This is a genomic window from Methylocystis borbori (assembly GCF_036576025.1).
Classification (GTDB): Bacteria; Pseudomonadota; Alphaproteobacteria; order Rhizobiales; family Beijerinckiaceae; genus Methylocystis; species Methylocystis borbori.
The window spans coordinates 39,437-62,229 of sequence record NZ_JAZHYN010000007.1 but is presented as its reverse complement, the minus strand read 5'-3'; the positions used below and the strand labels follow the sequence as shown (position 1 = coordinate 62,229).

Here is a 22,793-nt window from a genome sequence, read left to right as displayed (position 1 = left end):
TAGAAGAGGCGTTTTTCCCGCGGAGCGATTTTGTTTCGCGCAAGAACGCTTCGGGGATAGTTCGTGGCCGCAAAGCAGGAGCCGAATTCCAAGGTCGTCGCCGACAACCGCAAGGCGCGCTACAACTATGAAATCGGCGAGACTTTCGAAGCCGGGCTGGCGCTGACGGGGACCGAGGTCAAATCGCTGCGCTCCGGCAAGGCGACGATCGCCGAAAGCTACGCCCATGTCGACCGCAGCGGCGAGGCCTGGCTCGTCAACGCCAATATTCCCGAATATCTCGCCGGCAACCGCTTCAACCATGCGCCCAAACGTCCGCGCAAGCTCCTTTTGAAATCGCGCGAGCTCGCCAAGCTCGCTCAGGCTGTGGAGCGCGAGGGCATGACCATCGTGCCCCTGAAGCTCTATTTCAACGCGAAGGGCCGCGCCAAGCTGCAGATCGCGCTCGGCCGTGGCAAGAAACTGCATGACAAGCGGGAAACCGAAAAGAAGCGCGACTGGGGCCGCGAAAAGGGGCGCTTGCTGCGCGAGCGCGGCTAAAGCACCCGAAGTCAAAAGTCCATAACGCAAGCCTCTTTCCGAAACCGCGCTAGCTCTTAAACGACAAACGGCGCGCCGTTGATTGCGACGCGCCGGTTGGGCGATGACTATTTCTATATTGCCGCCGTCTATTCTAGACTTAAGCTTACTCGCCTTCGTCTTCGGCGTTGGCGGCTTGCGGGGCGGGGCGACGCTCCTGATAGCGCTGCATCCGCTCGGCGCGCTCGCCAGGATCGCGGCCGATTTTGCCGACGAGATGGATGAGATCGATGAATTCATCGGCCTGGCGGCGCAATTCGTCGGCGATCATCGGCGGCTGGGTGGTGATGGTCGAGATCACCGACACGCGAACGCCCTTGCGCTGCACGGCCTCGACCAGCGAGCGGAAGTCGCCGTCGCCCGAGAACAGCACCATATGATCGACATGCTCGGCCATCTCCATCGCGTCGACGGCGAGTTCTATGTCCATATTGCCTTTGACCTTTCGGCGGCCGAGCGAGTCGACGAACTCCTTCGTCGGCTTGGTGACGACAGCGTATCCATTGTAGTCAAGCCAGTCGATCAACGGCCGGATGGACGAATATTCCTGGTCTTCGATAAGGGCGGTGTAATAAAAAGCGCGGATCAGCCGACCCTTGCTCTGAAACTCGCGGAGCAGGCGCTTATAGTCGATATCGAATCCCAAGGATTTCGCGGTCGCGTAAAGATTCGCGCCGTCAATGAATAACGCAATTCGTTCGATATCAGCCATTTCAGTCTCACGGTCGGGTCAAGGGGTTTATGCGCGACGGTTTCGCTCAACGCCGTCAACCCGAGGTCGGCGTTCGCTTCGATCTCTCAAATTCACTGCTCCGGCGTAGGACGCGCGCAGCCGTAAGGATCGCCGCCATTCTCGCCACTTCCGCTGGAGACTCCGGCGGCAGTTCTCAAAAAAGCGCCGCCGCGCGTCTACCGCGATACATCGCCCTTCGGTGCGGCACCGTCAAGAGGAACGGCGCATTTTTGCGAACAATTCATTTCAGGATTTATGGAAAATCACATTAAAACTTCTTAATATTTGTTGCGCGGAACCGCGCGGTCTCGTCTAGAGCCAAGAGATTCTTGCCTTATTCTCGTAATTGGCGTATCAGCGCAGCTTCCCATCCCGATAGGAGCTAGGCCGCAGATGGCGCGCGTCACCGTCGAAGATTGCATCGACAAAATTGAGAATCGTTTTGATCTAGTGCTTCTGGCTGCGCATCGGGCGCGCAACATTTCTTCGGGCCAACCGATTCTCGTCGATCGCGACCGCGATAAGAACCCGGTCGTCGCCCTGCGCGAGATCGCCGAGTCCGCGCTCGCGCCCGAGGATCTGTCCGAGGACTTCATCCATTCGCTGCAGCGTCATGTCGAGGTCGACGAGCCCGAGACCGAGGCCGCGCCTGCTCTGACGCCCGCGGCCGCCGGCGATTTCGTCGAGGGCGAGGGACAGTTCGACCGCATGACCGAGGAAGATCTGCTGCGCGGACTCGAGGGCCTGGTGCCGCCCGCCGAAGTCGAAGACGACGCCGAATAGGCCGCCAAATTTTTCGTTCGGCCGAGTTTTGGCCAAACGCCTTGCCGGCCGTTAGCGCGCGCCGCTCGGAACCCGCGGCGCGATAGAAATCGCGCCGCGTTTCCTCTCCAGTTGGAGCCCGCGGCCGGGCTGCGCTATTCTTCCCGAACTCTATCGGCGGCTCCGGCGCCGTCCGTCGCCTCTCGCCCATACGTCTTGCGCGGGGAGCGCGGCGCGCCGGCGCATCAACCTATCCGTGGCGCCAAGCGCATGATGCGTCAGTATGAATTGGTCGAACGCGTGCGCAAGTATAATCCGCGCGTCGACGAAGATTTGCTCAATCGCGCCTATGTTTACGCGATGAAGGCGCATGGCGCGCAGACCCGCGCCTCGGGCGATCCTTATTTCTCGCATCCGCTCGAAGTGGCGGCGATCCTCACCGATCTCAAGCTCGACGACGCGACCATCGTCGCCGCGGTCCTGCATGACACGCTCGAAGACACCAACGCCACCCGCGAGGAGATCGACCGTCTCTTCGGCGAGCAGATCGGCAAGCTCGTCGAGGGTCTGACCAAGATCGAAAAGCTCGATCTCGTCACCAAACAGGCGCGCCAGGGCGAGAATTTCCGCAAGCTTCTGCTCGCCGTCGCCGAGGACGTGCGGGTGCTGCTCGTCAAGCTCGCCGACCGGCTGCACAATATGCGCACGCTGCATTACGTGCCGGCGGAGAAGCGCGCCCGCATCGCCCAGGAGACGCTCGATATTTACGCGCCGCTCGCCGGCCGCATGGGCATGCAGCGCCTGCGCGAGGAGCTCGAGGGACTCGCCTTCCGCCATCTGATGCCCGAGGCGCATCAGACGATCGAGCAGCGCCTGCATGATCTGCGCGCCAAGAACGGCCGCATCATCAAGCGCATCGAGGACGAACTGACCAAGGAGTTTTCGGCGCGCGGCATTACCGCGGCCGTGACCGGACGGCAGAAGTCGCCTTATTCCGTCTGGCGCAAGATGGAGCGCAAATCCATCTCCTTCGAGCAGCTCTCCGACATCTTCGGCTTTCGCATTATCGTCGCCACGGTCGATGACTGCTATCGCGCGCTGGGAATCATTCATACGAAGTGGCCGAATGTTCCCGGCCGCTTTAAGGATTACATCTCGACGCCCAAGCAAAACGACTATCGCTCGATCCATACGACGGTGATCGGCCCCGGCCATCAGCGCGTCGAATTGCAGATCCGCACCGCCGAAATGCATGAGATCGCGCGCTTCGGCATCGCCGCCCACGCCCTTTATAAGGATGCGATCGACATGCAGGGGCGCGAGGAGCTGGCGAAGGAAAGCCGCGCCTTCCGCTGGCTGCAGGAGACGCTCGACCTGCTCGCCCATGGCGACAGTCCCGAGGAGTTCCTGGAGCACACAAGGCTCGAACTCTTTCAGGATCAGGTGTTCTGCTTCACGCCCAAAGGCGCGCTGATCGCGCTGCCGCGCGGCGCGACGCCGATCGATTTCGCCTATGCGGTGCATACCAAGCTCGGCGACTCCGCGGTCGGCGCCAAGATCAACGGGCGCGTCGCGCCGGTCTTGTCGCAATTGCAGAATGGCGACGAGGTCGAGATCATCCGCGCCATCGGCCATATTCCCCCCGCCGCCTGGGAGGCCGCGGTCGCGACCGGCAAGGCGCGCGCCGCCATCCGCCGCGCGACGCGCGAGGCGGTGCGCCAGCAATACGCCGGGCTCGGCCGCCAGATCGTCGAGCGCGCCTTCGAGCGCGCCGGACGCCCGCTGAGCGAGGACAAGTTGAAGGCGGCCTTGAAGCGGCTGGCGCGCCCCTCGGTCGAGGACGCGCTCGCGGCGGTCGGACGCGGCGAGATTTATTCGGGCGACGTCGTCAAGGCCGTCTATCCCGATTTCAGCGAGGAGCGCGTCGCCGCGCCGCGGGCGATCGGTCCCGGCGAGCCGGGCTGGTTCGGCGTCAAGACCAACGCCAATGTGGTCTTCAAGGCGCCGGACGCCGAGAAGGGCGCGGGCGCCATTCCGATCCGCGGCCTGCAGGGCGACGCGCCGGTGCGTTTCGCCGCAGAAGGGGGCGCCGTGCCCGGCGACCGCATCGTCGGCATCTTCACGCCCGGCGAAGGCATCACCATCTATCCGATCCAGTCGCCCTCGCTCACCGCCTTCGACGACCAGCCCGAGCGCTGGCTCGACGTGCGCTGGGATATCGAGGCGGGCTCCTCCGCGCTCTTTCCCGCCCGCCTCGTCGTCACCGCGCTCAATGAGCCGGGTTCCCTCGGCGCGCTCGCGACGGTCATCGGCGAGACCGGCGCCAATATCGACAACATCAGCTTCAAGGCGCATTCGCCGGATTTTCGCGAAATGACCTTCGATCTCGAAGTCGTCGACCTCAAACATCTGACCGACATCATCGGCCGTTTGCGCGCGAGCCCGCTGGTGAGCAAGGTCGAGCGGATGATTGGGTGAGAGCGGCCATTCTCGGCGGGGGCAAGGCCGAGGGACGCTGTTGAACGCCCATTCGGACCCCCATTGCCAGAGTCTTATTCCTGTGTTCAAGCTGCGGACATGACCATTGAAGCGATTGGAATAAATCGAGGGGCATACTATGCGCTGCGTCGTCGCAACGATCACTGTGCTTTTTGGAGCCATAGCGGTCGCCGCAGAGCCTTCTAAGTCCGACCCGCAGACAATATTTTATAGCGACAAAGTTTTACGCAACGCGCTCGCCGACATCGGGCAGATGCCGGAAGCAGAGCTTCGCGCGTTTACTCATTATCTCGCCGAATGTCAGAGCAATTCGTTGGACGCGTCCAATATGCATCCCTGCGCGGCGGCGCAGACCACTTATGAGATCGAATACCGCAACAATCGCGCGCTCGACGACCTTATTATCGCCAGGTCGACCCTGTCCGCGCTTTCGCTAGACGTGCAGGGCAAGAATGTTATGCAGCTCGCGGACGCCGCGGCGAAATACGCGAAGATTATCTCTGCTCTCGAAGATGCGGCGCATGATCGGTTTCGCAGTCTAAAAGCGTCACAGAAATGAACCCGCGCGGCGGCCCGCTAGCCGATCCTATTTGAGCGGCAGATAGATCTCGGTCAAATGGCGATGTTCGGGCGTGTCGTGATCGAGGTTCAAATAGTGGAAATAGACCGGGAAATCCCGCAGTTCCTCTCCTGAGTCCGGCAGCCAGTCGCGATAGAGCGCATAGACGCTTTCGTCGATCCGGTCGCGAGAACCGGCGTGGATCGTCATGGCGCAACGGCCGCCGGGGATCGTCTTTGTCACGACGCCATGGTCATTGGCGGGAACCGGCGCCGGCGTTGATCCGCAAATGTCGAAGCGAAACTCCTCCGGCGGCGTCGCATTCGGATCGTTATAAGGCACGCCGTAAGTCTCGCATTGGCTGACCGGAGAAAGCCGGGACGACTTTCGCCAGGCGATAAAGCGCTGCACTGACTCGTTGAGCAGCGCCGGCGCGCCGCGATGTTCGAGCGCCGCGACCAGCGCTGGTTCGACAACGACAATCTTTACGTCCATTTCTTCGGTCCTTTCACTGGATGGAAGGCTCATGCGACATCGCTCGCTCCATGACGACCAGTCGGGGGTTTTGCGGAACCCGCTGGGCGTCTGGCCAAAGGCGGCTTTGAAGGCGCGAGAAAAGGATTCTGGATTTTCGAATCCTGAATCCATGGCGATGTCGATAATCGGCGCGGTCGGATTGAACGCGAGCCGGTAAGAGGCTCTCTTGAGCCGCATGAATTGAATATAGCGTGAGAGGCTAATCCCGCAGTGTTGGGAAAATTGCCGATGGAAATGGAATTTCGAAAAATTCGCCACATCGCTCAGCGCGTCGACGGTCAGCTCTTCGTCGAGATGCTTGTCGATGTAATCCAGGACGCGGTTGATGCGTCGCGCATAGTCGGGTCGCTTTCGTCCTGTCCTGTTCTCCATTTTTGCATCGTATCGAGCGAGAGGACCGACTTCCTGACTGAAATTGCTCATTGAGCCGCTGAGCGCGCAATGACAAACCGTCCGCCCTCGCGCTATAGGAAGGCATGAGCCCCAAACCCCTTCGCCTTGGCGTCAATGTCGATCATGTCGCGACCGTCCGCAACGCGCGCGGCGGCCCGCGGCCGGACCCCGTTCGCGCCGCGTTGCTCGCGATCGAAGCGGGCGCCGACGGGATCACCGCGCATCTGCGCGAGGATCGCCGCCACATCACCGACGCCGATATGGCGCGCCTCAAGGCCGCGATCTCGAAACCCTTGAATTTCGAAATGGCGGCGACGGACCAGATGCTCGACGTCGCGCTCGCGACGGCGCCGCACGCCGTCTGCCTCGTGCCGGAAAAGCGCACCGAGCGCACGACCGAAGGCGGCCTCGACGTGGTCGGCGGGCATGATTACTTCATCCCCTTCGTCGACGAACTGAGCCGCGCCGGCGTTCGCGTCTCCCTCTTCATCGAGCCGAGCCTGGAAGCGATCGACGCCGCCGTCTCCATCAAGGCGCCGGTCGTCGAACTGCATACGGGCGCCTGGTGCCATGCGGTGGAAGTAGGCGACCATGACCGCGCCGAGCGCGAATTCGCCCGCGTCGTCGAGGCCGCCGCTTACGGCGCCGAGCGCGGCCTCGAAATCCACGCCGGCCACGGCCTCGACTATGACACGGCGCGCCGGGTCTCGGCGCTGCCCCAGATCGTCGAGCTCAACATCGGCCATTTCCTGATCGGCGAAGCGATTTTCGTCGGCCTCGAGGAGGCGATCTCCCGCATGCGCCGGGCGATGGAGGAGGGGCGGGCGCAGGCCCCATGATTCTCGGCTTCGGCAATGATCTCTGCGACATCCGGCGCATCGAGCGGACGCTGGAGCGCTATGGAGAGCGCTTCGTCCTGCGCCTCTTCACCGAGGTCGAGCGCGCGAAGTCGGACGGGCGGGCCGGCCGCGCCGCCTCTTACGCCAAGCGTTTCGCCGCCAAGGAGGCCTGCGCCAAGGCGCTGGGCACGGGGATTCGCGCCGGCGTCTTCTGGAAGGACATGGGCGTCGTCAATCTCGCCTCGGGGCGCCCGACCATGGCGCTGACCGGCGGGGCGGCCGCGCGCCTCGCCCAAATGACGCCGCCCGGCATGCGCGCGGTCATCCATTTGACGCTAACCGACGAATATCCTCTGGCCCAGGCGCAGGTTCTCATCGAGGCTTTGGCGTGGTAAGCGGAGCTGTGGGGCGGGCCAGAGGCCGCCCGACGCATGAGGAGTGAGCCGGCTTGAGCAGGAACGTCCCGGTGGCCGAAAAAAAAGGCGAAGAAGGCGGTTTTCTCGAAACGATCAAGGTGATCCTGCAGGCGCTGGCGATCGCCCTCGTCATTCGCACCCTGCTGTTCCAGCCCTTCAACATTCCTTCCGGCTCGATGATCCCGACGCTGCTCATCGGCGATTATGTCTTCGTCTCGAAATACGCTTACGGCTACTCAAATTACTCCATGCCCTTCGGCCCCGATATTTTCTCCGGCCGCATCCTCGCCTCGCCGCCTCAGCGCGGCGACGTGGTGGTCTTCAAGCTGCCGCGCGACAATGAGACCGACTATATCAAGCGCGTCATCGGCCTGCCGGGCGACCGCATTCAGGTGATCGACGGGCGCCTTTACATCAATGGCGTCATCGTGCCGCGCGAGCCGATCGAAAAGGCGCAGACCGAAGCGCGCGACGGCCGCGAGATCGCGGTCGCGACCTACAAGGAGACGCTGCCTTCCGACGGCGATCATCCGGGCGTCGAGCATACGATCATCGAGCTCGAGGGCGATCACGGCATCAACGACAGCACCGAGCTCTTCGTCGTGCCGCGCGATCATTATTTCATGATGGGCGACAATCGCGACAATTCGACCGATTCCCGCATCGGGCCGGAGCTCGGCGGCGTCGGCTATGTGCCCTTCGTCAATCTCGTCGGCCGCGCCGAGATCATCTTCTTCTCCGTCAAGAAGGACGAGTCGGCGCTCGCCTTCTGGCGCTGGCCTTGGTCGGTGCGTTGGGACCGGCTGTTTCGGCCCGTGCATTGACCTCTCGCGCAGCCTGAGATGACGCGCGGCCGGGAGGAGGGGCTCGGGGCGCTGCAAAAGCGCGTCGGGCACGGCTTCGCCGATCTTGCCTTGCTGCGTCAGGCGCTGACCCATGTGAGCGCCGCGCCGGCGCGCCGCGACTCATATGAAAGGCTCGAGTTCCTCGGCGACCGCGTGCTTGGCCTCGCCGTCGCTCATATGCTCTGCGAGGCTTTCCCCGACGAGAGCGAAGGGGAATTGTCCCGCCGCCTGGCGGCGCTGGTGCGCAAGGAAACCTGCGCGGAAGTCGCCGAGGAATGGGGCGTCGGTCCCCATATGCGGCTCGGCGAGGGCGAGGCGCAGACGGGCGGGCGCCAGAAGCGCGCGCTGCTGGGCGATATTTGCGAGGCGATCATCGGCGCGGTCTTCCTCGACGGCGGTGCGGTCGCCGCCGAGGAAGTCGTGCGGGGCGCCTTTCGCGCCCGCATGGCGGCGTCGGGGGGCGCGGATCTACGCGACGCCAAGACGCGGCTGCAGGAATGGGCGCAGGCGCGCGGCCTCGCGGCGCCGCGCTATCTAGTAATGGGGCGCAGCGGGCCGGATCATGCGCCCTCTTTCGAGGTCGCGGTCGAGGTCAAGGGGTTTGAGCCGGCGCCGGGCGCCGGGGCCTCGAAGCGCAGCGCCGAACAAGCCGCGGCGGCGGCGTTTCTGGCGCGGGAAGCGAAGGATCGGATATGAGCGAAGCGGCGCAATCTTTGCCGGAACAGACGCGCTGCGGCTTCGCGGCGCTTGTCGGCGCGCCCAACGCCGGCAAATCGACGCTGCTCAATCAGCTCGTCGGCGCGAAAGTCTCGATCGTCTCGCGCAAGGCGCAGACGACGCGCGCGCTCGTGCGCGGCATCGCCATCGAAGGCGCGGCGCAGATCATCCTCGTCGACACGCCCGGCATTTTCAAGCCGAAGCGCCGGCTCGATCGCGCCATGGTGGCGAGCGCGCTCTCGGGCGCTTCGGACGCCGACGTCATTGCGCTCCTCGTCGACGCGCGCAAGGGAATCGACGAAGAAGTCGAGGCCATCCTCGAGCGTCTTAAAGAGGCGAAGGCGCCAAAGCTTCTCGTCCTCAACAAGATCGACCTCATTGCGCGCGAAAGGCTGCTCGCGCTCGCGCAGACGCTCAACGCACGCGAGACCTTCGACGAGACCTTTATGATCTCGGCGCTCAACGGCGACGGCGTCGCCGATCTGCGCCAGGCCTTGGCGAAGCGCATGAAGCCTTCGCCCTGGCTCTATCCCGAAGATCAGCTTTCCGACGCGCCGTTGCGGCTCCTCGCCGCCGAGATCACCCGCGAGAAAATCTACGAGCGGCTGCACGACGAACTGCCCTATCAATCGACGGTCGAGACCGATTCCTGGACTAATCAGAAGGACGGCTCGGCGCGCATCGAACAGACGATCTTTGTCGCGCGCGACAGCCAGAAGAAGATCGTGATCGGCGAGGGCGGGCGCACCATCAAGGCCATCGGCCAAGCGGCGCGGCGCGACATCGCCGAGGCGGCGGAGCAGCCCGTCCATCTCTTCCTTTTCGTGAAAGTGCGCGAAAACTGGGCGGACGACCCGGAGCGCTATCGCGAAATGCGGCTGGAGTTTCCAAAAGGCGAGTAGTATCACGCGGAAAAGCGCGGGCTCTGCGCCGATTCTCCTCGATTGCTCTCGCCCGGCCCGCCGGAAGAGGGGCGCTTCACATGTCGAAGAACAAGAAACGCTTCACCGCCTATCGCTATCTCACCGGCCCGGACGACGCCGCCTTCTGCCATCGCGTCACCGAGGCTTTGAGCCGCGGCTGGACGCTCTATGGCTCGCCGACCCTGACCTTCGACACGACGGCCGGCCGCGTCATCTGCGGACAGGCGTTGACCAAGGAGGTCGAGGACGCCGAGTATAGCGCCGATGTGAAGCTCGCGGATTTATAGGGAGGCGGACCCAAGCGACGCATGGACTGGCGGGACGACGGCCTTGTCATCGGCGCGCGCCGGCATGGCGAAACATCCGTCATTCTGGAGCTGATGACGCGCGCCCACGGCCGCCACCTCGGCCTCGTGCGCGGCGGCCGCTCGCGGACGCTGCGTCCCATTCTGCAGCCCGGCAACCTCGTCGTCGCCCATTGGCGCGCGCGGCTCGAAGACCATCTCGGCGCTTATACGGTGGAGCCGCTCGCGGCGCGCGCGGCGCATTTTCTCGATCGCGCCGCGGCGCTTCACGGCGTCGGCGCGCTATGCGCGCTGCTGCGCCTGCTGCCCGAGCGCGATCCGCATGAGGAATTATATGAAATGGCCGACGCCGTCGTCGCGCGGCTCGGCGACCCGGGGGCCGCCGCGCCGCTGATGGCGCGATTCGAGCTGGCGCTTCTCGGCGCGCTCGGCTTCGGCCTTGATCTCGACTGCTGCGCCCTCACCGGCGCGCGCGACGACCTCGCCTATGTTTCGCCGAAGTCGGGCCGCGCGGTGAGCCGCGCCGCCGGCGCGCCCTGGCGCGAGAAGCTGCTGCCCTATCCGAATTTCCTTCAGGATGACGCGCTCGCGCCGCCTTGCGCCGACATTGTCGCCGCCTTCCGGCTCACGGGATATTTTCTGACGCGCGACGTCTTCGCGCCGCGCGGCGTCCCCTTGCCTGCCGCGCGCGACCTCTATATCGGCGCCTTTTCCCGCGCTGCTTGAAAGATTGAAGCGCTTTCCGTCGAAGCGGACGCCAGTTCGGCGTAGAAAACGCGTCAATTCAATGAGCTAAAGCATGTTCATGAACAGGCTTTAGCGAAGCTCTTCGCAAACGAATCGCGATTCGTGGCTGGTGACGCCGTAGCCCGGGTCGATATCCACAAGAACCTCGCGGCAGACCGCCTGCATGTCGGATTCGCCAGCGCCCTGCGCCTGCGGCGCCCGGTCTTTCACGGCGGGAGACGGGCCCGAGGCCGCGACTTTCGGTCCTTCCAGAGCCTGCGAGACGCCCGTGAGAAACAGCGCGGCGAGGAGAAGCGGAAGCAGTTTTTTCATGGACGCTATATCTCGGAAGCTCATGGAAAACCAAGGAAAAATCCCGGGAGGGCCCCTGCGCGAAGCTTTCCCCAAGGCGAAAGCGCGGCGGCGGCGCGGGTCTATCTGCCATAGTTTTTTGTAAAAAACTACCGGCGTCGGCTTTTTGCGCGCTTTCCCAGATTGGAAGGCTTCGCGACGCGCTTGCGCGCGCCACGCGCCGGCCATAGGACGAGTCGGGGCGTAACAGAATCAGGTCGGGCGAATGGCGCAAAAAGCGGGCGGTCCCTCGGGCGGAAAAGGCAAGGGCGCGAGCGTCGAGAGCATCGTCGCGCCGGTCGATCTGCGCGAGGCGCTCGAAGAACGCTATCTGCGCTATGCGCTCTCGACCATCACCGGCCGCGCGCTCCCCGACGCGCGCGACGGGCTCAAGCCCGTGCATCGGCGCATCCTTTACGGCATGCATATTCTGCGGCTCGATCCGGGCGCGCCCTTCAAGAAATGCGCGAAAATCGTTGGCGACGTGATGGGCTCCTTCCATCCGCACGGCGACCAGGCGATCTATGACGCGCTGGTGCGCCTCGCGCAGGATTTTTCCTCGCGCTATCCGCTCGTCGACGGGCAGGGCAATTTCGGCAATGTCGACGGCGATTCGGCCGCCGCCTATCGCTACACCGAAGCGCGCATGACGGCGGTCGCGCGGCTGCTGCTCGAGGGCATCGACGAAGACGCGATCGACTTCATCCCCAATTATTCCGGCGAAGAGAAGGAGCCCGTGGTGCTGCCCTCGGCGCTCCCCAATCTTCTCGCCAATGGCGCGCAGGGGATCGCGGTCGGCATGGCGACGTCGATCCCGCCGCACAATCTCGCCGAGCTGTGCGACGCCGCGCTCTATCTCATCTCGCATCGCAAGGCCACCGCCGAGCAATTGCTGACCTTCGTGCAGGGGCCGGATTTTCCGACGGGCGGCATTGTCGTCGACAAGCGCGAGGAGATCGTCGAGACCTATCGCACCGGGCGCGGCTCCTTTCGCCTGCGCGCGCGCTGGATCAAGGAGGAGCTGCCGCGCGGCGGCTGGGTCGCCGTCGTCACCGAAATTCCCTATGGCGTGCAGAAGTCGCGGCTCATCGAAAAGCTCGCGGAACTAATCTCCGAGCGCAAATTGCCGCTCGTCGCCGACGTGCGCGACGAATCGGCGGAGGACGTGCGCATCGTCTTCGAGCCGCGTGCGCGCACCGTCGATCCGGCGCTGATGATGGAGACGCTCTTCAAGCTCTCCGAACTCGAAACGCGCTTCACGATGAACATGAATGTGCTCGTCGATGGCGTGACGCCGCGCGTCGTCTCGCTCGACGAGGCGCTGCGGCAATGGCTCGACCATCGCCGCACCGTGCTGCTGCGCCGCTCGCGCCATCGCCTCGCTGCGATCCTGCGGCGCATCGAGCAATTGGAAGGCATGGTCGTCGTCTTCCTCAATCTCGACGAGGTGATCCGCATCATCCGCGAGGAGGACGACGCCAAGGCGGAGCTGAAAAAAGCCTTCAAGCTCACCGATCTGCAGGTCGACTATATTCTCGACACGCGGCTGCGCGCCCTGCGCAAGCTCGAAGAAATGGAGCTCAAGAAGGAGCTCAAGGAGCTTTCCGCCGAGCGCAAGGACATCGACGCGCTGCTCGCCGACGAAGCGCAGCAATGGAAGACCATCGCCGCGCAGGTGCGGGAACTGAAAAAAACTTACGGTCTCCAGACGCCGATCGGCAAAAGGCGCACGACATTCGAGGACGCGCCGGAGGCGGTCAATCTCGATCTCGCCGAGGCGATGATCGAACGCGAGCCGGTGACCGTCGTCGTCTCGCAGAAGGGCTGGATTCGCGCGCTCAAGGGCCATGTGCAGGACCTCTCGACGCTGCAGTTCAAGGGCGACGATGAACTCGGCGCCTCCTTCTTCGCGCAGACGACCTCAAAGGTGCTGGCGCTCGCCTCGAACGGCAAGGCCTATACGTTAGAGGCCGCGAAGCTTCCCGGCGGGCGCGGGCATGGCGAGCCGATCCGGCTCTTCGCCGATATCGACGAAGGCGCCGATGTCGTCGCCGTTCTCCCGCATGTCGCGGAGGCGTCATTGCTGCTCGTCGCGGGCGACGGGCGCGGTTTCGTCGTCGGCCAGGACGATCTTCTGTCGGCGACACGCAAGGGACGCGCCGCGCTCAATGTCGATCCGCCGGCGCGGTTGAAGATCGTCACGGAAGCGCAAGGCGATCATGTCGCCATCATCGGCGAGAACAGGAAACTCCTGGTGTTTCCGCTAAGCGAAGCGCCGCGCATGGCGCGCGGCAAGGGCGTGCGCATGCAGCGCTATCGCGAGGGCGGCGTCTCCGACGCGAAGGTTTTCGCATTGAAGGACGGGTTGACCTGGACGGACAGTTCCGGCCGTGTCTTCACGGTGGAAAGGACCGAGCTAAAAGACTGGATCGGCCATCGCGCTGAAGCGGGACGACTGCCGCCCAGGGGATTTCCGAGAAACAACAGATTTGGGTGAGAGATCGTTTGCTGGCCACAAGTTCATGGAAATGTGATCTATTTTAAAACTGGGCTGGTGGGAACACATGGATCAGTTCTATCGTCGCGCAATTCGGAACATTGTTCGCCATGGCGACACCGATATATTTCCGTTTCCCATAGAAAATCATGTGTTGCATGACAAGCTTGATGACGCAGTTGCGATCCTTGCAGCGCTCGACGCCGATGTTCCACGAAGTTTAGCGGAGCAGCCACCGGCAAACATTGGAGCGCTTGCACCCGTAGGCTACACGGGATTTCGGTGGGCGGTCCAAATCGATCCTCTTTGGAACGCACTTTATCTAAGCTGGGTGTTGTCAATCGCCGATAAAATTGAAGCTGCGCGAAATAGTGTGGATCCCGATAGGGTATATTCTTATAGATACCGCTGGGACGACACCACTGAAACTTGCTTCAATCGTGATATAAATTGGCGACATTTTATTGAGAAAGCACTTCAAAAAGCGGCTGAAAAAGCGTTTGTAGTGAGTTGTGATATATCCGAGTTCTATCTCAGGATAAATCATCATCGTATCGAAAACGCCATCCTTCATCTCCCAGAGAGTGGATATGTCTATCCGCGGATCAAAGCCTTCTTGTCAAACCTATCAAACACTTATTCTTTCGGCATTCCAATTGGAGGCCCTGCCTCTCGGCTCATTTCAGAGTTGGTTCTTACTCAGATTGACGGCTTGTTGCTGGCAAACGAAATTGATTTCGTCCGCTACGCGGACGACTATTTCCTATTTACAGAAACCCCTGACAAGAGTTTTCAGGCGCTGGTAATTTTGACAAGGCTTCTGATCGACAACCAAGGTCTACAGCTTCAGAAATCCAAGACGCGCATCATGACTTCTGCGGAGTTTTTTGCCAGTAACCCGCTGGTTCATGATGATGATGATATTGGGGCGCCTTTAGGAGCAGCGCGGCAGGCCCTTATGTCGATCAATATGCATTTCGATCCATACTCGGCGACAGCCGACGAGGACTACGAGCTACTGAGGGCAGAACTTGAAAAATATCCAGTGATGGAAATCATCCGCGCCGAGCTCAAGAAGTCTCGCGTGGATATAACTTTGGCGCGTAGGTTGATTTCTCTGACAAGCTATTTAGATGGTTCGTTACTGGACGACGCCATAAAGACTTTGATTGAGAATGAAGACATTTTGTATCCCGTTTACCATAACGTTCTCATATGCGCGAAGGAGGTGTTTGACCGTCTTTCTGAGCCAACCCAGCTCGCAATTAGCACACGAGTGCGCGGCCTAATTGTCGACCAATCAAGGGTAATGGTTTTGGACCTCATGCTGCAATATGCGATTCGCTTACTTTCGTTGCGGAAGGATGAAGAGACTCGCTACCTATTTTATAAAATTTTTCGATCTGAGCGGAATGAAGCGGTCAAGCGCGACATCATATTATGTCTCGCCAAGTGGGACGACTGGCATTGGCTCTCGGACCTTCAAAAGCGCTTCCGCACTTTGTCCCCTGTTGAGCGGAGGGCATTTCTAATTGCCAGCTTTGGTTTGGAAGATGAGGGGGAACATTGGCGCCGAAACATACGACGTGAATTTTCCGAGTCCGAAAAGCTAGTCAAAGGCTGGGCAGAACAGAAATTTTCGCAGCCTGGCTGGCAGATACCGCTGTGATCTCCGAAACGCGCTTCGCAAAACGGTATAATTCCTTGTGGCGGACTTTGACTCCAACAATGGAGCTATTCGTTCGCAAAGCGAACCTACGCTTATCCAATCGCAACTTCCCTGAGCTTCAAACGAGATCACTGCCCGGGTCAAGAGCGGACATTAATCGCATTTCCTTTCAGCTTTTGGCGAACGGCATTTCGAGTGGAGCAGGCCCTGCCAAATGCACTGAGTATCTTCGTTCAATGGAAGGCGTAGCTAAAGCAGCGGCTTCAATTGATAGCGCATCCATAAGAGAAGACGACTATAGGGAAATTTCAGACTTAAGTTTGCGGATGCACCAGCAGTTGTTCATTTTACAAAAATCACCCGTATTTCTTGATCCTAGTTATCCGGGTTGCGGCATCATTAATACATGTCATGGAGACGCGATTACCCAAGACCTGAAGTTAATTGAACTCAAGGATGGGGACCGGCCCTTTCGGGCGTACGAGTTTCGCCAGTTAGTAATTTATGCCGCTCTTCATATGAACAGCACTGGGACAGTCCCTTCCGCACTAGAAGTGATAAATTCTAGGCGCGGAACAAGCGTAACACTTTCCATGGAGGCATTTGCTAGGGAGGTCGCGGGCCAACCTGCGTACGACCTATTGGAAGAGGTGATTCGGATCATTTCCGAACTCACACTATCTGGTTAGTGCCACCGATATGTATGGTGGTTCGGCGCCCCTCAATCCGTCTTCGAAAAATCCGGAATCTTGAATCCAAGCTTGCCCTGGCGCCACAGCGCAAAGGTTGCGGCGCCGACCACGACGGCGAAAACCGCGAAGGCGATATAGAGATAGAGTTCCTCGTCGGTGACGAGGCCGACCGAAAAGGGATGGCGGCCCACAAAACTCTTGGCGCCGTCGTCGCTCGTCAGCTTCGCATAGAGCACATAGGCGCCGGGCTCTCTAAAATTCTGGTCGAAATTCACCATGCCGTTGCGAAATTTCTGAATGGGCAGGCGGCCGACGACATCGGCCTCTGGATCGGCGTCGCCATTCGGCCCCTTGCCGCGCAGAATGCGAATGTCCCAATTCATGTCGCGCAATTCATTGTCCGATGCGTCGAGCACGATGACGCTCGGGCCGATATCGGGCAGCGCGACGCATTCGCGGTCGATGTTTTTCTTCGGCTGCATGGCGACGAATTTCATCGTCTTTTCGCCAAGCGCGATCGGGCATTCGGGATCGTAATAATGCCAGCCGGCCGCTTGCGCCGCGCGCGGCGCGAAGAGAACGTCGGCCGCAAGAAGAACCCCCGCGGCCAGGAGAGGCGCGGTCTCAAACAGGAATTTGCGCATGTTACAGCCCCGAATCGAGCACGGCGAGAACCTGATCCATCGTCGTCGCCGGTTCGGCGCAGCCATTGTCGCCGACGATGCGGGCCGGCACGCCGGCGACCGTCTTGTTGGGCGGCACGGAGTCGAGCACGACCGAGCCGGCCGCGATCAAGGCGCAGGAGCCGATCTCTATATTGCCGAGAATTTTCGCGCCGGCGCCGATCAAGACGCCGCGCCTGACCTTCGGATGGCGGTCGCCCCGGGCCTTGCCGGTGCCCCCTAACGTCACGCCATGCAGCATCGACACCTGGTCTTCGACGACGCTCGTCGCGCCGACGACGACGCCGGTCGCATGGTCGATGAAGAGGCCCTTGCCGATGACGGCGGCGGGATGGATGTCGACCTGGAAAATCTGCGAGGAGAGGCTTTGCAGCGTCAGCGCGAAATCGCTGCGGCCGCTCTTCCACAGCCAATGCGCCAGCCGATAGGTCTGCAGCGCATGGAAGCCCTTGAAATAGAGGGCGGGCTCGATGAGCCGGGTGCAGGCGGGGTCGCGCTCCAGAACCGCCAGCAGATCGGCGCGGAAGGCGTCGACCGCCGCCGGCTCGCGCGCGAGCATTTGGTCGAAGGCCTGGCGAATGGCGGCGTAGGGCGCCTCCGGCCGGTCGAGCCGCTGGGCAACCCGATGGGCGACGACGCCGGCGACGCCGGTCTGGGCGAGGATCGCGGGATAGAGAAAGCCGCCGAGCTCCGGCTCGCGGCGCAGCGTCTCCTCGGCCTCGGCGCGCAGCCGGGCGAAAAATGGGTCGCTTTGCGCGAAATCGATGATTTTCGCGCCCTGTTCGCGCGTCTCGGCGCCCATCCGCCTCTCCTCTCGCATCAACGTCACAGCGGGTCGCGCGGGATCATAGCACGCCGCATGCCACCGGCTTAGGGCCGCGTATCGAGAAATTCCAGGGCCGCCTGTTTGAAGAGGCGATCGCCCACGGCGCGATTATGGTCGCGGCCGGGGATATCCACGACGCGCACGTCGCGAAACAGCGCGCCGAGCGGATGCGGATCGCCGGCGACATCGTCGCGCGTGCCGACGCAGATCAGCGTCGGGGCGCCGATCGTCGCGAGCAGGGCGGGGTCGATGGCTTTGCGCGCCCCGCGCACGCAGGCCGCGAGCGCGTTGAGATCGCTGCGCGTGGCTTCGGCGAAGCCGCGGAAAATCTTGAGCATGGAATCGTCGACATCCTCGATGCGCTCGGCCTCCATGGCTTCGGCGAGGCCGCCCGGCAGGCCTGAGCTTGCGATGAGATTTTCGCCGATGCCGCCAAGGATGAGCGAGCGGACGCGCTCGGGCGCAGCGATCGCCAGAACCGTGGCGATGCGCCCGCCGAGCGAATAGCCCATGATGTCGGCGCGGGGGATGGAGAGATGATCGAGCAGATGCACGACGTCTCCCGCCATCAGATCGAGACTGAAGAGCGCGGGATCGTAAAGCTTGGCGGACTGGCCATGGCCGCGATTGTCGAAGACGATCACCCGGCGGCCGTCCTCGGTCAGCGTCTTGACCCATTGCGTAAACAGCCAGTTCACGGCGTGGGTCGAGGCGAAGCCATGGACGAGCACGATAGGCTCGCCGCGATCTTGCGCTAAAGGCTCGAAATCCACATAGGCTATCTCGACGCCATCCGAGAGGAACGTTTCCATTACAAATCCTGTTTAGGTCCTTTTATCTAAATACTTGTGCGATGGGCGCAAGGCCGGGCGGGGCCGAAAGTAAGCGCTCTTGCTATTCGCGGCGCTTGCCGCTAAACGAGCGGGCGCGCCGCACTACGCCCGTCTCGAGCGCGGGGATTTGGCCGGCGCATGCGCCCGTAGCTCAGCTGGATAGAGCACCAGACTACGAATCTGGGGGTCAGAGGTTCGAATCCTTTCGGGCGCGCCACTTCGGTATAAAACTGCGAACGCCAACAGTCGCCGATTCTACGCTCGCAGCGGCGGCAAGTGTCCGTAGCAGTTCGGTTTTCGAGCCCATGATGCGAATTTCGCTCGGGTCGACGACTTCGACGCGTTGCGCTAGCGCACGCAAGTGGTCCCGCCGATAGGTTCCATCTTCGTTCCGTAGCTTGCGGCGAGCGGCGAGCGCGAACCGCCGCAAACTGTCCGACGTGATCGCGGGCCCGAGTCGCTCCACCGCTGAAGCCGCGCGCTCCGCGTCAGTCTGCGCCTGGTCGCGCACCGCGGTGAGTTCTGCAATGCGATCTTTCAACGACGGGTCGGCCATGTCGACTACGCCGTTCTCAATCGCTTCGTAAAGACGCTTCAACTTCGCTTCCGCTTCGGCGGCGCGCTTGCGCAGCTCTGCGATGTGTCCGCGACGGCGTTCATTCCATTCCTCACGCCGTTCAAGCAATTGATCCATCATTGTCGTCAAACGCGCCGGATCGAGCAGCCGCCACTCCAGATGATCGACGACGGCGCGGTCGAGCTTGTCCATCGGCACGGTCAGACCGCGACAACCACGCTCGCCCTGCCGCGCTTTCGTCGAGCAGGTGTAATAGCGATACATGCCGCCTGCGCTGCCCTTGCCGGTCCGCAGGGTCATCGCGCCGCCGCAGGACGCGCAGAAGCAGATTCCAGTTAGCAGGGTTGGACCGCTTACAGCGCGGGGCGGCATCCATTGTGGGCTACGCGCCTTCAGCGCCGCCTGGACCGCGTGATACTCCGCCTCGGTGATGATCGGTGGCACAGCCATGACCGCGTGTTCGGCGTCAGGCTTCGCCACGCGGGTCTTGTGGTCGCGCGTGTTGAACCGATGCTCGCCGATATAGGTCGTGCGCGTTAGGATCTGATGCACCGAGGCGATGCCCCAGCGGCCGCCGTCACGGGTGCGGATGTCGCGCTCGTTGAGATAGGTGGTGATCGACTTGATTCCCATCGGGCCGCTGTCGCCGTCACCATTGAGTGCCAGCTTGTAGATCAGGCGCACCGTGTCAGCGTGGATCGGATCGATCTCCAGCTTCTTCTTAATTTTCGCACCGCGTTGCTCGGCGGCCACGATGCGGTACCCGATTGGCGGCAACGCGCCGTTCCAGTAGCCCTGACGCGCATTTTCCTTCATAGCGCGCAGGGTGTGCTTGGCGTTCTCTTTCGACTGGTATTCGTCGAACAGCGTCATGATCTGGCGCATCATCACGCTCATCGGATCGTCGCCGAGGTCCTGCGTGATGGAAATCAAACGCACGCCATTCTTGGCCAGTTTGCGGACATAGAATTCGAACTGGAATTGATCGCGGAAGAAGCGCGAGAAAGAGTGCACGACGATAACGGTGAAAGTCGGCGGCTTCACAAGCGCAGCGTCGATCATCGCCTGGAATGCCGGCCGGCGATCATCAGTAGCGGTGTTACCTGGCTCAACGAATTCAGCCGCGACGTTCCAGCCCTTGGCGACACAATAGGCCGTAATCTGCCGGCGCTGATCGGGAATCGACAGATCGCTCTCCGCCTGCCGTCCGGTCGAGACGCGCAAATAGAGCGCCGCCTTGGCAACCCCAGGCGTAGCGTCAGGCGATGCAGGTGCTGGGTCGGTCATGGTTCCACCAGTCGCTGGATCGCGTGCATCGGCAGCACCAACCGAAGCGAATCGGGCAGGCGCACGAAACCGTTTCCCTCATAGAAGGCGGCGGCGCGCTCGCTGATGGCATCTACCACCAGCATTGAAGAACCGACCGTGGCCGCGCTCGCATAAGCGCGCCGCACAGCGTCGGCGAGAAGCATCGCGCCCAGGCGCTCGCCTTGCCGGGCCTCCGAGACCGCCAGACGTCCGACCAGCGTGGCGCTGACCAGAGGATAGCGCGGGATGTGCTTGCGGGCGGCGGCCGGCACGTCGCCCTGCGCCACGCCGGTCGCGCACAGCGTATAATAGCCCAGCACGACATCCGGCTTGTCAGGCTCGACTAGAATGAAGACCCCATTCGCCTTGCGCCGCACATCTTGGCTTGCCTGTGTCCGGAGATAACGGTCGAGGCTGTCGACGCCGCAGGCAAAGCCGTCCCGGTCGTGATGCGACGCGAGCGCCTCGATCTTCAAATCTGGCCGAGACGCCGCCATGCTCAGGAAGCAACCCGGCGCTTGTGCTCGGCCAGGGCGCGGACCAGCCGCTCGCTCGGCTCAGGCGGTTTGACCAGCGCGTCGAAGAATGCCGCGCGATCCCGATCGGACAGCACCAATGTCTCATGCTCGGCGATCGTCCGGCGTGCGGTGTCGGTGAGCGCGGTCACGCAGAAGTCGCTGACCTTGCGCCGCGAGAGGTGGGCGGCCCGCTCGATAAGATCCTTCGTCTCTTCGTCGAGCCGGAATCCGAGGCGCTCGACGCGGTTAGGCGTTTCCCGTTCGATCTTGGGCTGTTTGCGCGGCATTGGGTCACTCCTGACACTGGTCTACGTTTCCCCAACAATGTACGTCATATAGACTAACAATTCAAGGTTTTTTCTCACCCGCGCTCAGGCGCGGTCCGAAGATCGTGTCAAGCTCTTCGACGAAGTGGCCTTCCATTACCCGCAGCTCAGCCTCGGTGATCGGCACTATCTCAGGCCAGTCGTCCACCACCCTGATCGGTTTCTCCGAAGACACTCGCAACCTGCTCGCACGTGGGGCGGCGGGGCAGGCATAGTCGAAAAGATCTTCAGGGACGCCGGGTAGAGGCCGGCGCACGCATCGCTTCTGGGCCATATCTTACTGAAATCATCGACGGTAGCTCCGGCAACAAGAACTGTCGCGCGTCGTGCCATAGCGTATAAAGACAGGAACTTGGCGGGTTTTCCGACTTGGCCGGAACGAACGAGACCCCGGCAAGGCGCGGAAAGGACCGTCGTAATGATCGAGAACAAAAAAAGAACACTTGCCTGCCTCTCGCTGAGAGGCCATCAATTCCGGAAGCCGTGAGGGGGTGCGATGCCCGATTCGATTTACCTCGATAATCAAGCCACGACGCCCACCGATCCGCGGGTGCGTGATGCCATGTTGCCGCTCCTCGAAAGGAGCTTCGTTGGAAATCCGCACTCAGAACATTTCGTTGGACGGCGCGCTGCAATCGCGGTCGAAGACGCACGTGCGAAGGTCGCCGCGCTAATCGGCGCGCGCCCGCAAGATATTGTTTTCACGTCCGGGGCCACCGAAGCGAACAACCTCGCGCTTCAGGGCGTCGCTCGATCGCCGCATCGCCGCGGCAACCACATCATCACTTGCGCCACTGAGCATAAGTGCGTCCTAGAGACGGTGGGCTATTTGGCGCGCAACGGATTCCGTGTGGATGTCTTGCCCGTCGATGCGAACGGTCTCCTCGACCCCGCAACGGTGGAAGCCGCGATCACACAAGAGACCTGTCTAGTCTCGATTATGGCAGCGAACAACGAGATCGGTGTCCTGCAACCGATTGAGCAAATCGCAGCGTTCTGCCGGTCGCGTCACATTGTTTTCCATACTGACGCGGCGCAAGCGGTCGGAAAGATACCCGTGGACGTTAAGGCGAGCGGCGTCGACCTGATGAGCTTGTCTGGACACAAGATCTACGCGCCGATTGGCGTGGGAGCGCTCTACATCTCTGAGGAAAGCCCTGTTATTCTGGAGCCGCTCTTCTGGGGTGGCGGTCAAGAGCGCGGGTTTCGGTCCGGCACCATTTCTCCCGCCTTATGCGTCGCGTTCGGCGCGGCTAGCAATATCGCATGCGACGAACTTGAGCGAGATACGCGAGCCGCCGTCGCGCTCAGCAATCTCTTCCTCGAGATCGTTCTCGCGCACTGTCCCGATGCGCGCGTGAATGGTGACCGGAGCAGACGCCTTCCCGGCAATCTCAGTCTTACGTTTCCGGGGTGCGATGCTGATCGGGTTGTCGGAGCTCTGCAGCCGGACATCGCTTTGTCGACGAACGCCGCATGCAGCGCCGGGGTCTTGCAGCCGTCGCATGTCCTATTGGCCATCGGCCTAAGCGAATCCGATGCCGCGAGCACGTTGCGCATTGGGTTCGGCCGGTTCAACACCCGGGCGGAAATTGAAGTTGCGGCCGAACGCGTTGCGAGGGCGGTGAACCGTATCCGCGAGCACGAGGCGTCGGAAACCGCGGCAGCGTAGCCGAAGCG

At 61.9% G+C, this 22,793-nt stretch carries 23 protein-coding genes and 1 tRNA gene; 15 read left to right on the top strand and 9 right to left on the bottom strand.

What is annotated here, in order from left to right:
* Positions 1-63: 63 nt before the first annotated feature.
* Positions 64-540: an SsrA-binding protein SmpB gene (smpB, locus tag V3H18_RS03950; protein WP_332080608.1), complete on the top strand. Its 477-nt coding sequence runs from the start codon at positions 64-66 to the stop codon at positions 538-540.
* Between the two features lie 145 nt (positions 541-685).
* Here smpB and V3H18_RS03945 read toward each other — a convergent pair whose 3' ends face one another.
* Positions 686-1,291 (bottom strand): LabA-like NYN domain-containing protein, encoded by a 606-nt coding sequence (locus tag V3H18_RS03945; protein WP_332080606.1) that lies wholly within the window; start codon positions 1,289-1,291, stop codon positions 686-688.
* Positions 1,292-1,705: 414 nt separating this feature from the next.
* On the opposite strand from V3H18_RS03945, the gene rpoZ reads away from it, so the two are divergent.
* The 3 genes from rpoZ to V3H18_RS03930 all read left to right on the top strand — a co-directional run bounded on the left by rpoZ (position 1,706) and on the right by V3H18_RS03930 (position 5,132).
* Positions 1,706-2,095 carry a DNA-directed RNA polymerase subunit omega gene (rpoZ, locus tag V3H18_RS03940; RefSeq protein ID WP_332080605.1) on the top strand — a complete coding sequence of 130 codons (390 nt, stop codon included), beginning with the start codon at positions 1,706-1,708 and terminating at the stop codon, positions 2,093-2,095.
* Positions 2,096-2,344: 249 nt separating this feature from the next.
* Positions 2,345-4,552, top strand: a complete 2,208-nt coding sequence (locus V3H18_RS03935) for a RelA/SpoT family protein (protein ID WP_332080604.1) — start codon at positions 2,345-2,347, stop codon at positions 4,550-4,552.
* 139 nt (positions 4,553-4,691) lie between these two features.
* A complete protein-coding gene (locus V3H18_RS03930; protein WP_332080603.1) occupies positions 4,692-5,132 on the top strand; it encodes a hypothetical protein in 441 nt (146 codons plus the stop codon).
* Between the two features lie 27 nt (positions 5,133-5,159).
* Here the strand turns inward: V3H18_RS03930 and V3H18_RS03925 are convergent, their stop codons facing one another.
* Positions 5,160-6,041 (bottom strand): AraC family transcriptional regulator, encoded by an 882-nt coding sequence (locus V3H18_RS03925; protein ID WP_332080602.1) that lies wholly within the window; start codon positions 6,039-6,041, stop codon positions 5,160-5,162.
* 104 nt (positions 6,042-6,145) lie between these two features.
* Between V3H18_RS03925 and V3H18_RS03920 the strand changes: the two genes are divergently transcribed.
* The 7 genes from V3H18_RS03920 (at position 6,146) to recO (ending at position 10,833) form a co-directional block, all read left to right on the top strand.
* Positions 6,146-6,901: a pyridoxine 5'-phosphate synthase gene (locus V3H18_RS03920; RefSeq protein WP_332080601.1), complete on the top strand. Its 756-nt coding sequence runs from the start codon at positions 6,146-6,148 to the stop codon at positions 6,899-6,901.
* Entirely contained in the window at positions 6,898-7,296 is a 399-nt protein-coding gene (gene acpS / locus V3H18_RS03915) for a holo-ACP synthase (protein WP_332080600.1), read from the top strand. Before V3H18_RS03920 ends, acpS begins: the two co-directional genes overlap by 4 nt.
* A 71-nt stretch (positions 7,297-7,367) precedes the next feature.
* The gene (gene lepB / locus V3H18_RS03910) at positions 7,368-8,141 is read left to right on the top strand and encodes a signal peptidase I (protein WP_332080599.1); all 774 of its coding nucleotides are present in this window, start codon (positions 7,368-7,370) and stop codon (positions 8,139-8,141) included.
* Between the two features lie 18 nt (positions 8,142-8,159).
* Positions 8,160-8,858 carry a ribonuclease III gene (rnc, locus tag V3H18_RS03905; RefSeq protein WP_332080598.1) on the top strand — a complete coding sequence of 233 codons (699 nt, stop codon included), beginning with the start codon at positions 8,160-8,162 and terminating at the stop codon, positions 8,856-8,858.
* On the top strand, positions 8,855-9,781 hold the full coding sequence (gene era / locus V3H18_RS03900) for a GTPase Era (protein WP_332080597.1): 927 nt from the start codon (positions 8,855-8,857) through the stop codon (positions 9,779-9,781). The genes rnc and era overlap by 4 nt, the downstream gene beginning before the upstream one ends.
* Before the next feature lie 80 nt (positions 9,782-9,861).
* Positions 9,862-10,089: a DUF1737 domain-containing protein gene (locus tag V3H18_RS03895; protein ID WP_332080596.1), complete on the top strand. Its 228-nt coding sequence runs from the start codon at positions 9,862-9,864 to the stop codon at positions 10,087-10,089.
* A 21-nt stretch (positions 10,090-10,110) separates the two neighbouring features.
* Positions 10,111-10,833: a DNA repair protein RecO gene (recO, locus tag V3H18_RS03890; RefSeq protein WP_332080595.1), complete on the top strand. Its 723-nt coding sequence runs from the start codon at positions 10,111-10,113 to the stop codon at positions 10,831-10,833.
* Between the two features lie 90 nt (positions 10,834-10,923).
* Here the strand turns inward: recO and V3H18_RS03885 are convergent, their stop codons facing one another.
* Positions 10,924-11,166 carry a hypothetical protein gene (locus V3H18_RS03885; protein ID WP_332080594.1) on the bottom strand — a complete coding sequence of 81 codons (243 nt, stop codon included), beginning with the start codon at positions 11,164-11,166 and terminating at the stop codon, positions 10,924-10,926.
* Positions 11,167-11,410: 244 nt separating this feature from the next.
* On the opposite strand from V3H18_RS03885, the gene parC reads away from it, so the two are divergent.
* Positions 11,411-13,681 carry a DNA topoisomerase IV subunit A gene (gene parC, locus V3H18_RS03880; protein ID WP_332080593.1) on the top strand — a complete coding sequence of 757 codons (2,271 nt, stop codon included), beginning with the start codon at positions 11,411-11,413 and terminating at the stop codon, positions 13,679-13,681.
* A 67-nt stretch (positions 13,682-13,748) separates the two neighbouring features.
* Positions 13,749-15,350, top strand: coding sequence for an RNA-directed DNA polymerase (locus V3H18_RS03875; protein WP_332080592.1), 1,602 nt, complete (start codon positions 13,749-13,751; stop codon positions 15,348-15,350).
* A gap of 721 nt (positions 15,351-16,071) precedes the next feature.
* On the opposite strand, the gene V3H18_RS03870 is transcribed toward V3H18_RS03875, so the two are convergent.
* The 3 genes from V3H18_RS03870 to V3H18_RS03860 all read right to left on the bottom strand — a co-directional run bounded on the left by V3H18_RS03870 (position 16,072) and on the right by V3H18_RS03860 (position 18,363).
* Positions 16,072-16,686: a hypothetical protein gene (locus V3H18_RS03870; RefSeq protein ID WP_332080591.1), complete on the bottom strand. Its 615-nt coding sequence runs from the start codon at positions 16,684-16,686 to the stop codon at positions 16,072-16,074.
* Between the two features lies 1 nt (position 16,687).
* Complete coding sequence (gene cysE, locus V3H18_RS03865; RefSeq protein ID WP_332080589.1) at positions 16,688-17,527, bottom strand: serine O-acetyltransferase; 840 nt, start codon at positions 17,525-17,527, stop codon at positions 16,688-16,690.
* Positions 17,528-17,595: 68 nt separating this feature from the next.
* Positions 17,596-18,363: an alpha/beta fold hydrolase gene (locus tag V3H18_RS03860; protein ID WP_332080588.1), complete on the bottom strand. Its 768-nt coding sequence runs from the start codon at positions 18,361-18,363 to the stop codon at positions 17,596-17,598.
* Positions 18,364-18,524: 161 nt separating this feature from the next.
* On the opposite strand from V3H18_RS03860, the gene V3H18_RS03855 reads away from it, so the two are divergent.
* Positions 18,525-18,601 (top strand) — tRNA-Arg (locus tag V3H18_RS03855).
* On the opposite strand, the gene V3H18_RS03850 is transcribed toward V3H18_RS03855, so the two are convergent.
* The 3 genes from V3H18_RS03850 to V3H18_RS03840 are packed head-to-tail and all read right to left on the bottom strand — an operon-like array spanning position 18,572 to position 21,074.
* Positions 18,572-20,248 (bottom strand): recombinase family protein, encoded by a 1,677-nt coding sequence (locus V3H18_RS03850; RefSeq protein ID WP_332080587.1) that lies wholly within the window; start codon positions 20,246-20,248, stop codon positions 18,572-18,574. The two genes, V3H18_RS03855 and V3H18_RS03850, sit on opposite strands and share 30 nt — an antisense overlap.
* Positions 20,245-20,745: a GNAT family N-acetyltransferase gene (locus tag V3H18_RS03845; RefSeq protein ID WP_332080586.1), complete on the bottom strand. Its 501-nt coding sequence runs from the start codon at positions 20,743-20,745 to the stop codon at positions 20,245-20,247. Before V3H18_RS03845 ends, V3H18_RS03850 begins: the two co-directional genes overlap by 4 nt.
* A gap of 23 nt (positions 20,746-20,768) precedes the next feature.
* Positions 20,769-21,074 carry a type II toxin-antitoxin system TacA family antitoxin gene (locus V3H18_RS03840; RefSeq protein WP_332080584.1) on the bottom strand — a complete coding sequence of 102 codons (306 nt, stop codon included), beginning with the start codon at positions 21,072-21,074 and terminating at the stop codon, positions 20,769-20,771.
* Positions 21,075-21,609: 535 nt separating this feature from the next.
* On the opposite strand from V3H18_RS03840, the gene V3H18_RS03835 reads away from it, so the two are divergent.
* Positions 21,610-22,785 (top strand): cysteine desulfurase family protein, encoded by a 1,176-nt coding sequence (locus V3H18_RS03835; protein WP_332080583.1) that lies wholly within the window; start codon positions 21,610-21,612, stop codon positions 22,783-22,785.
* Positions 22,786-22,793 lie beyond the last annotated feature (8 nt).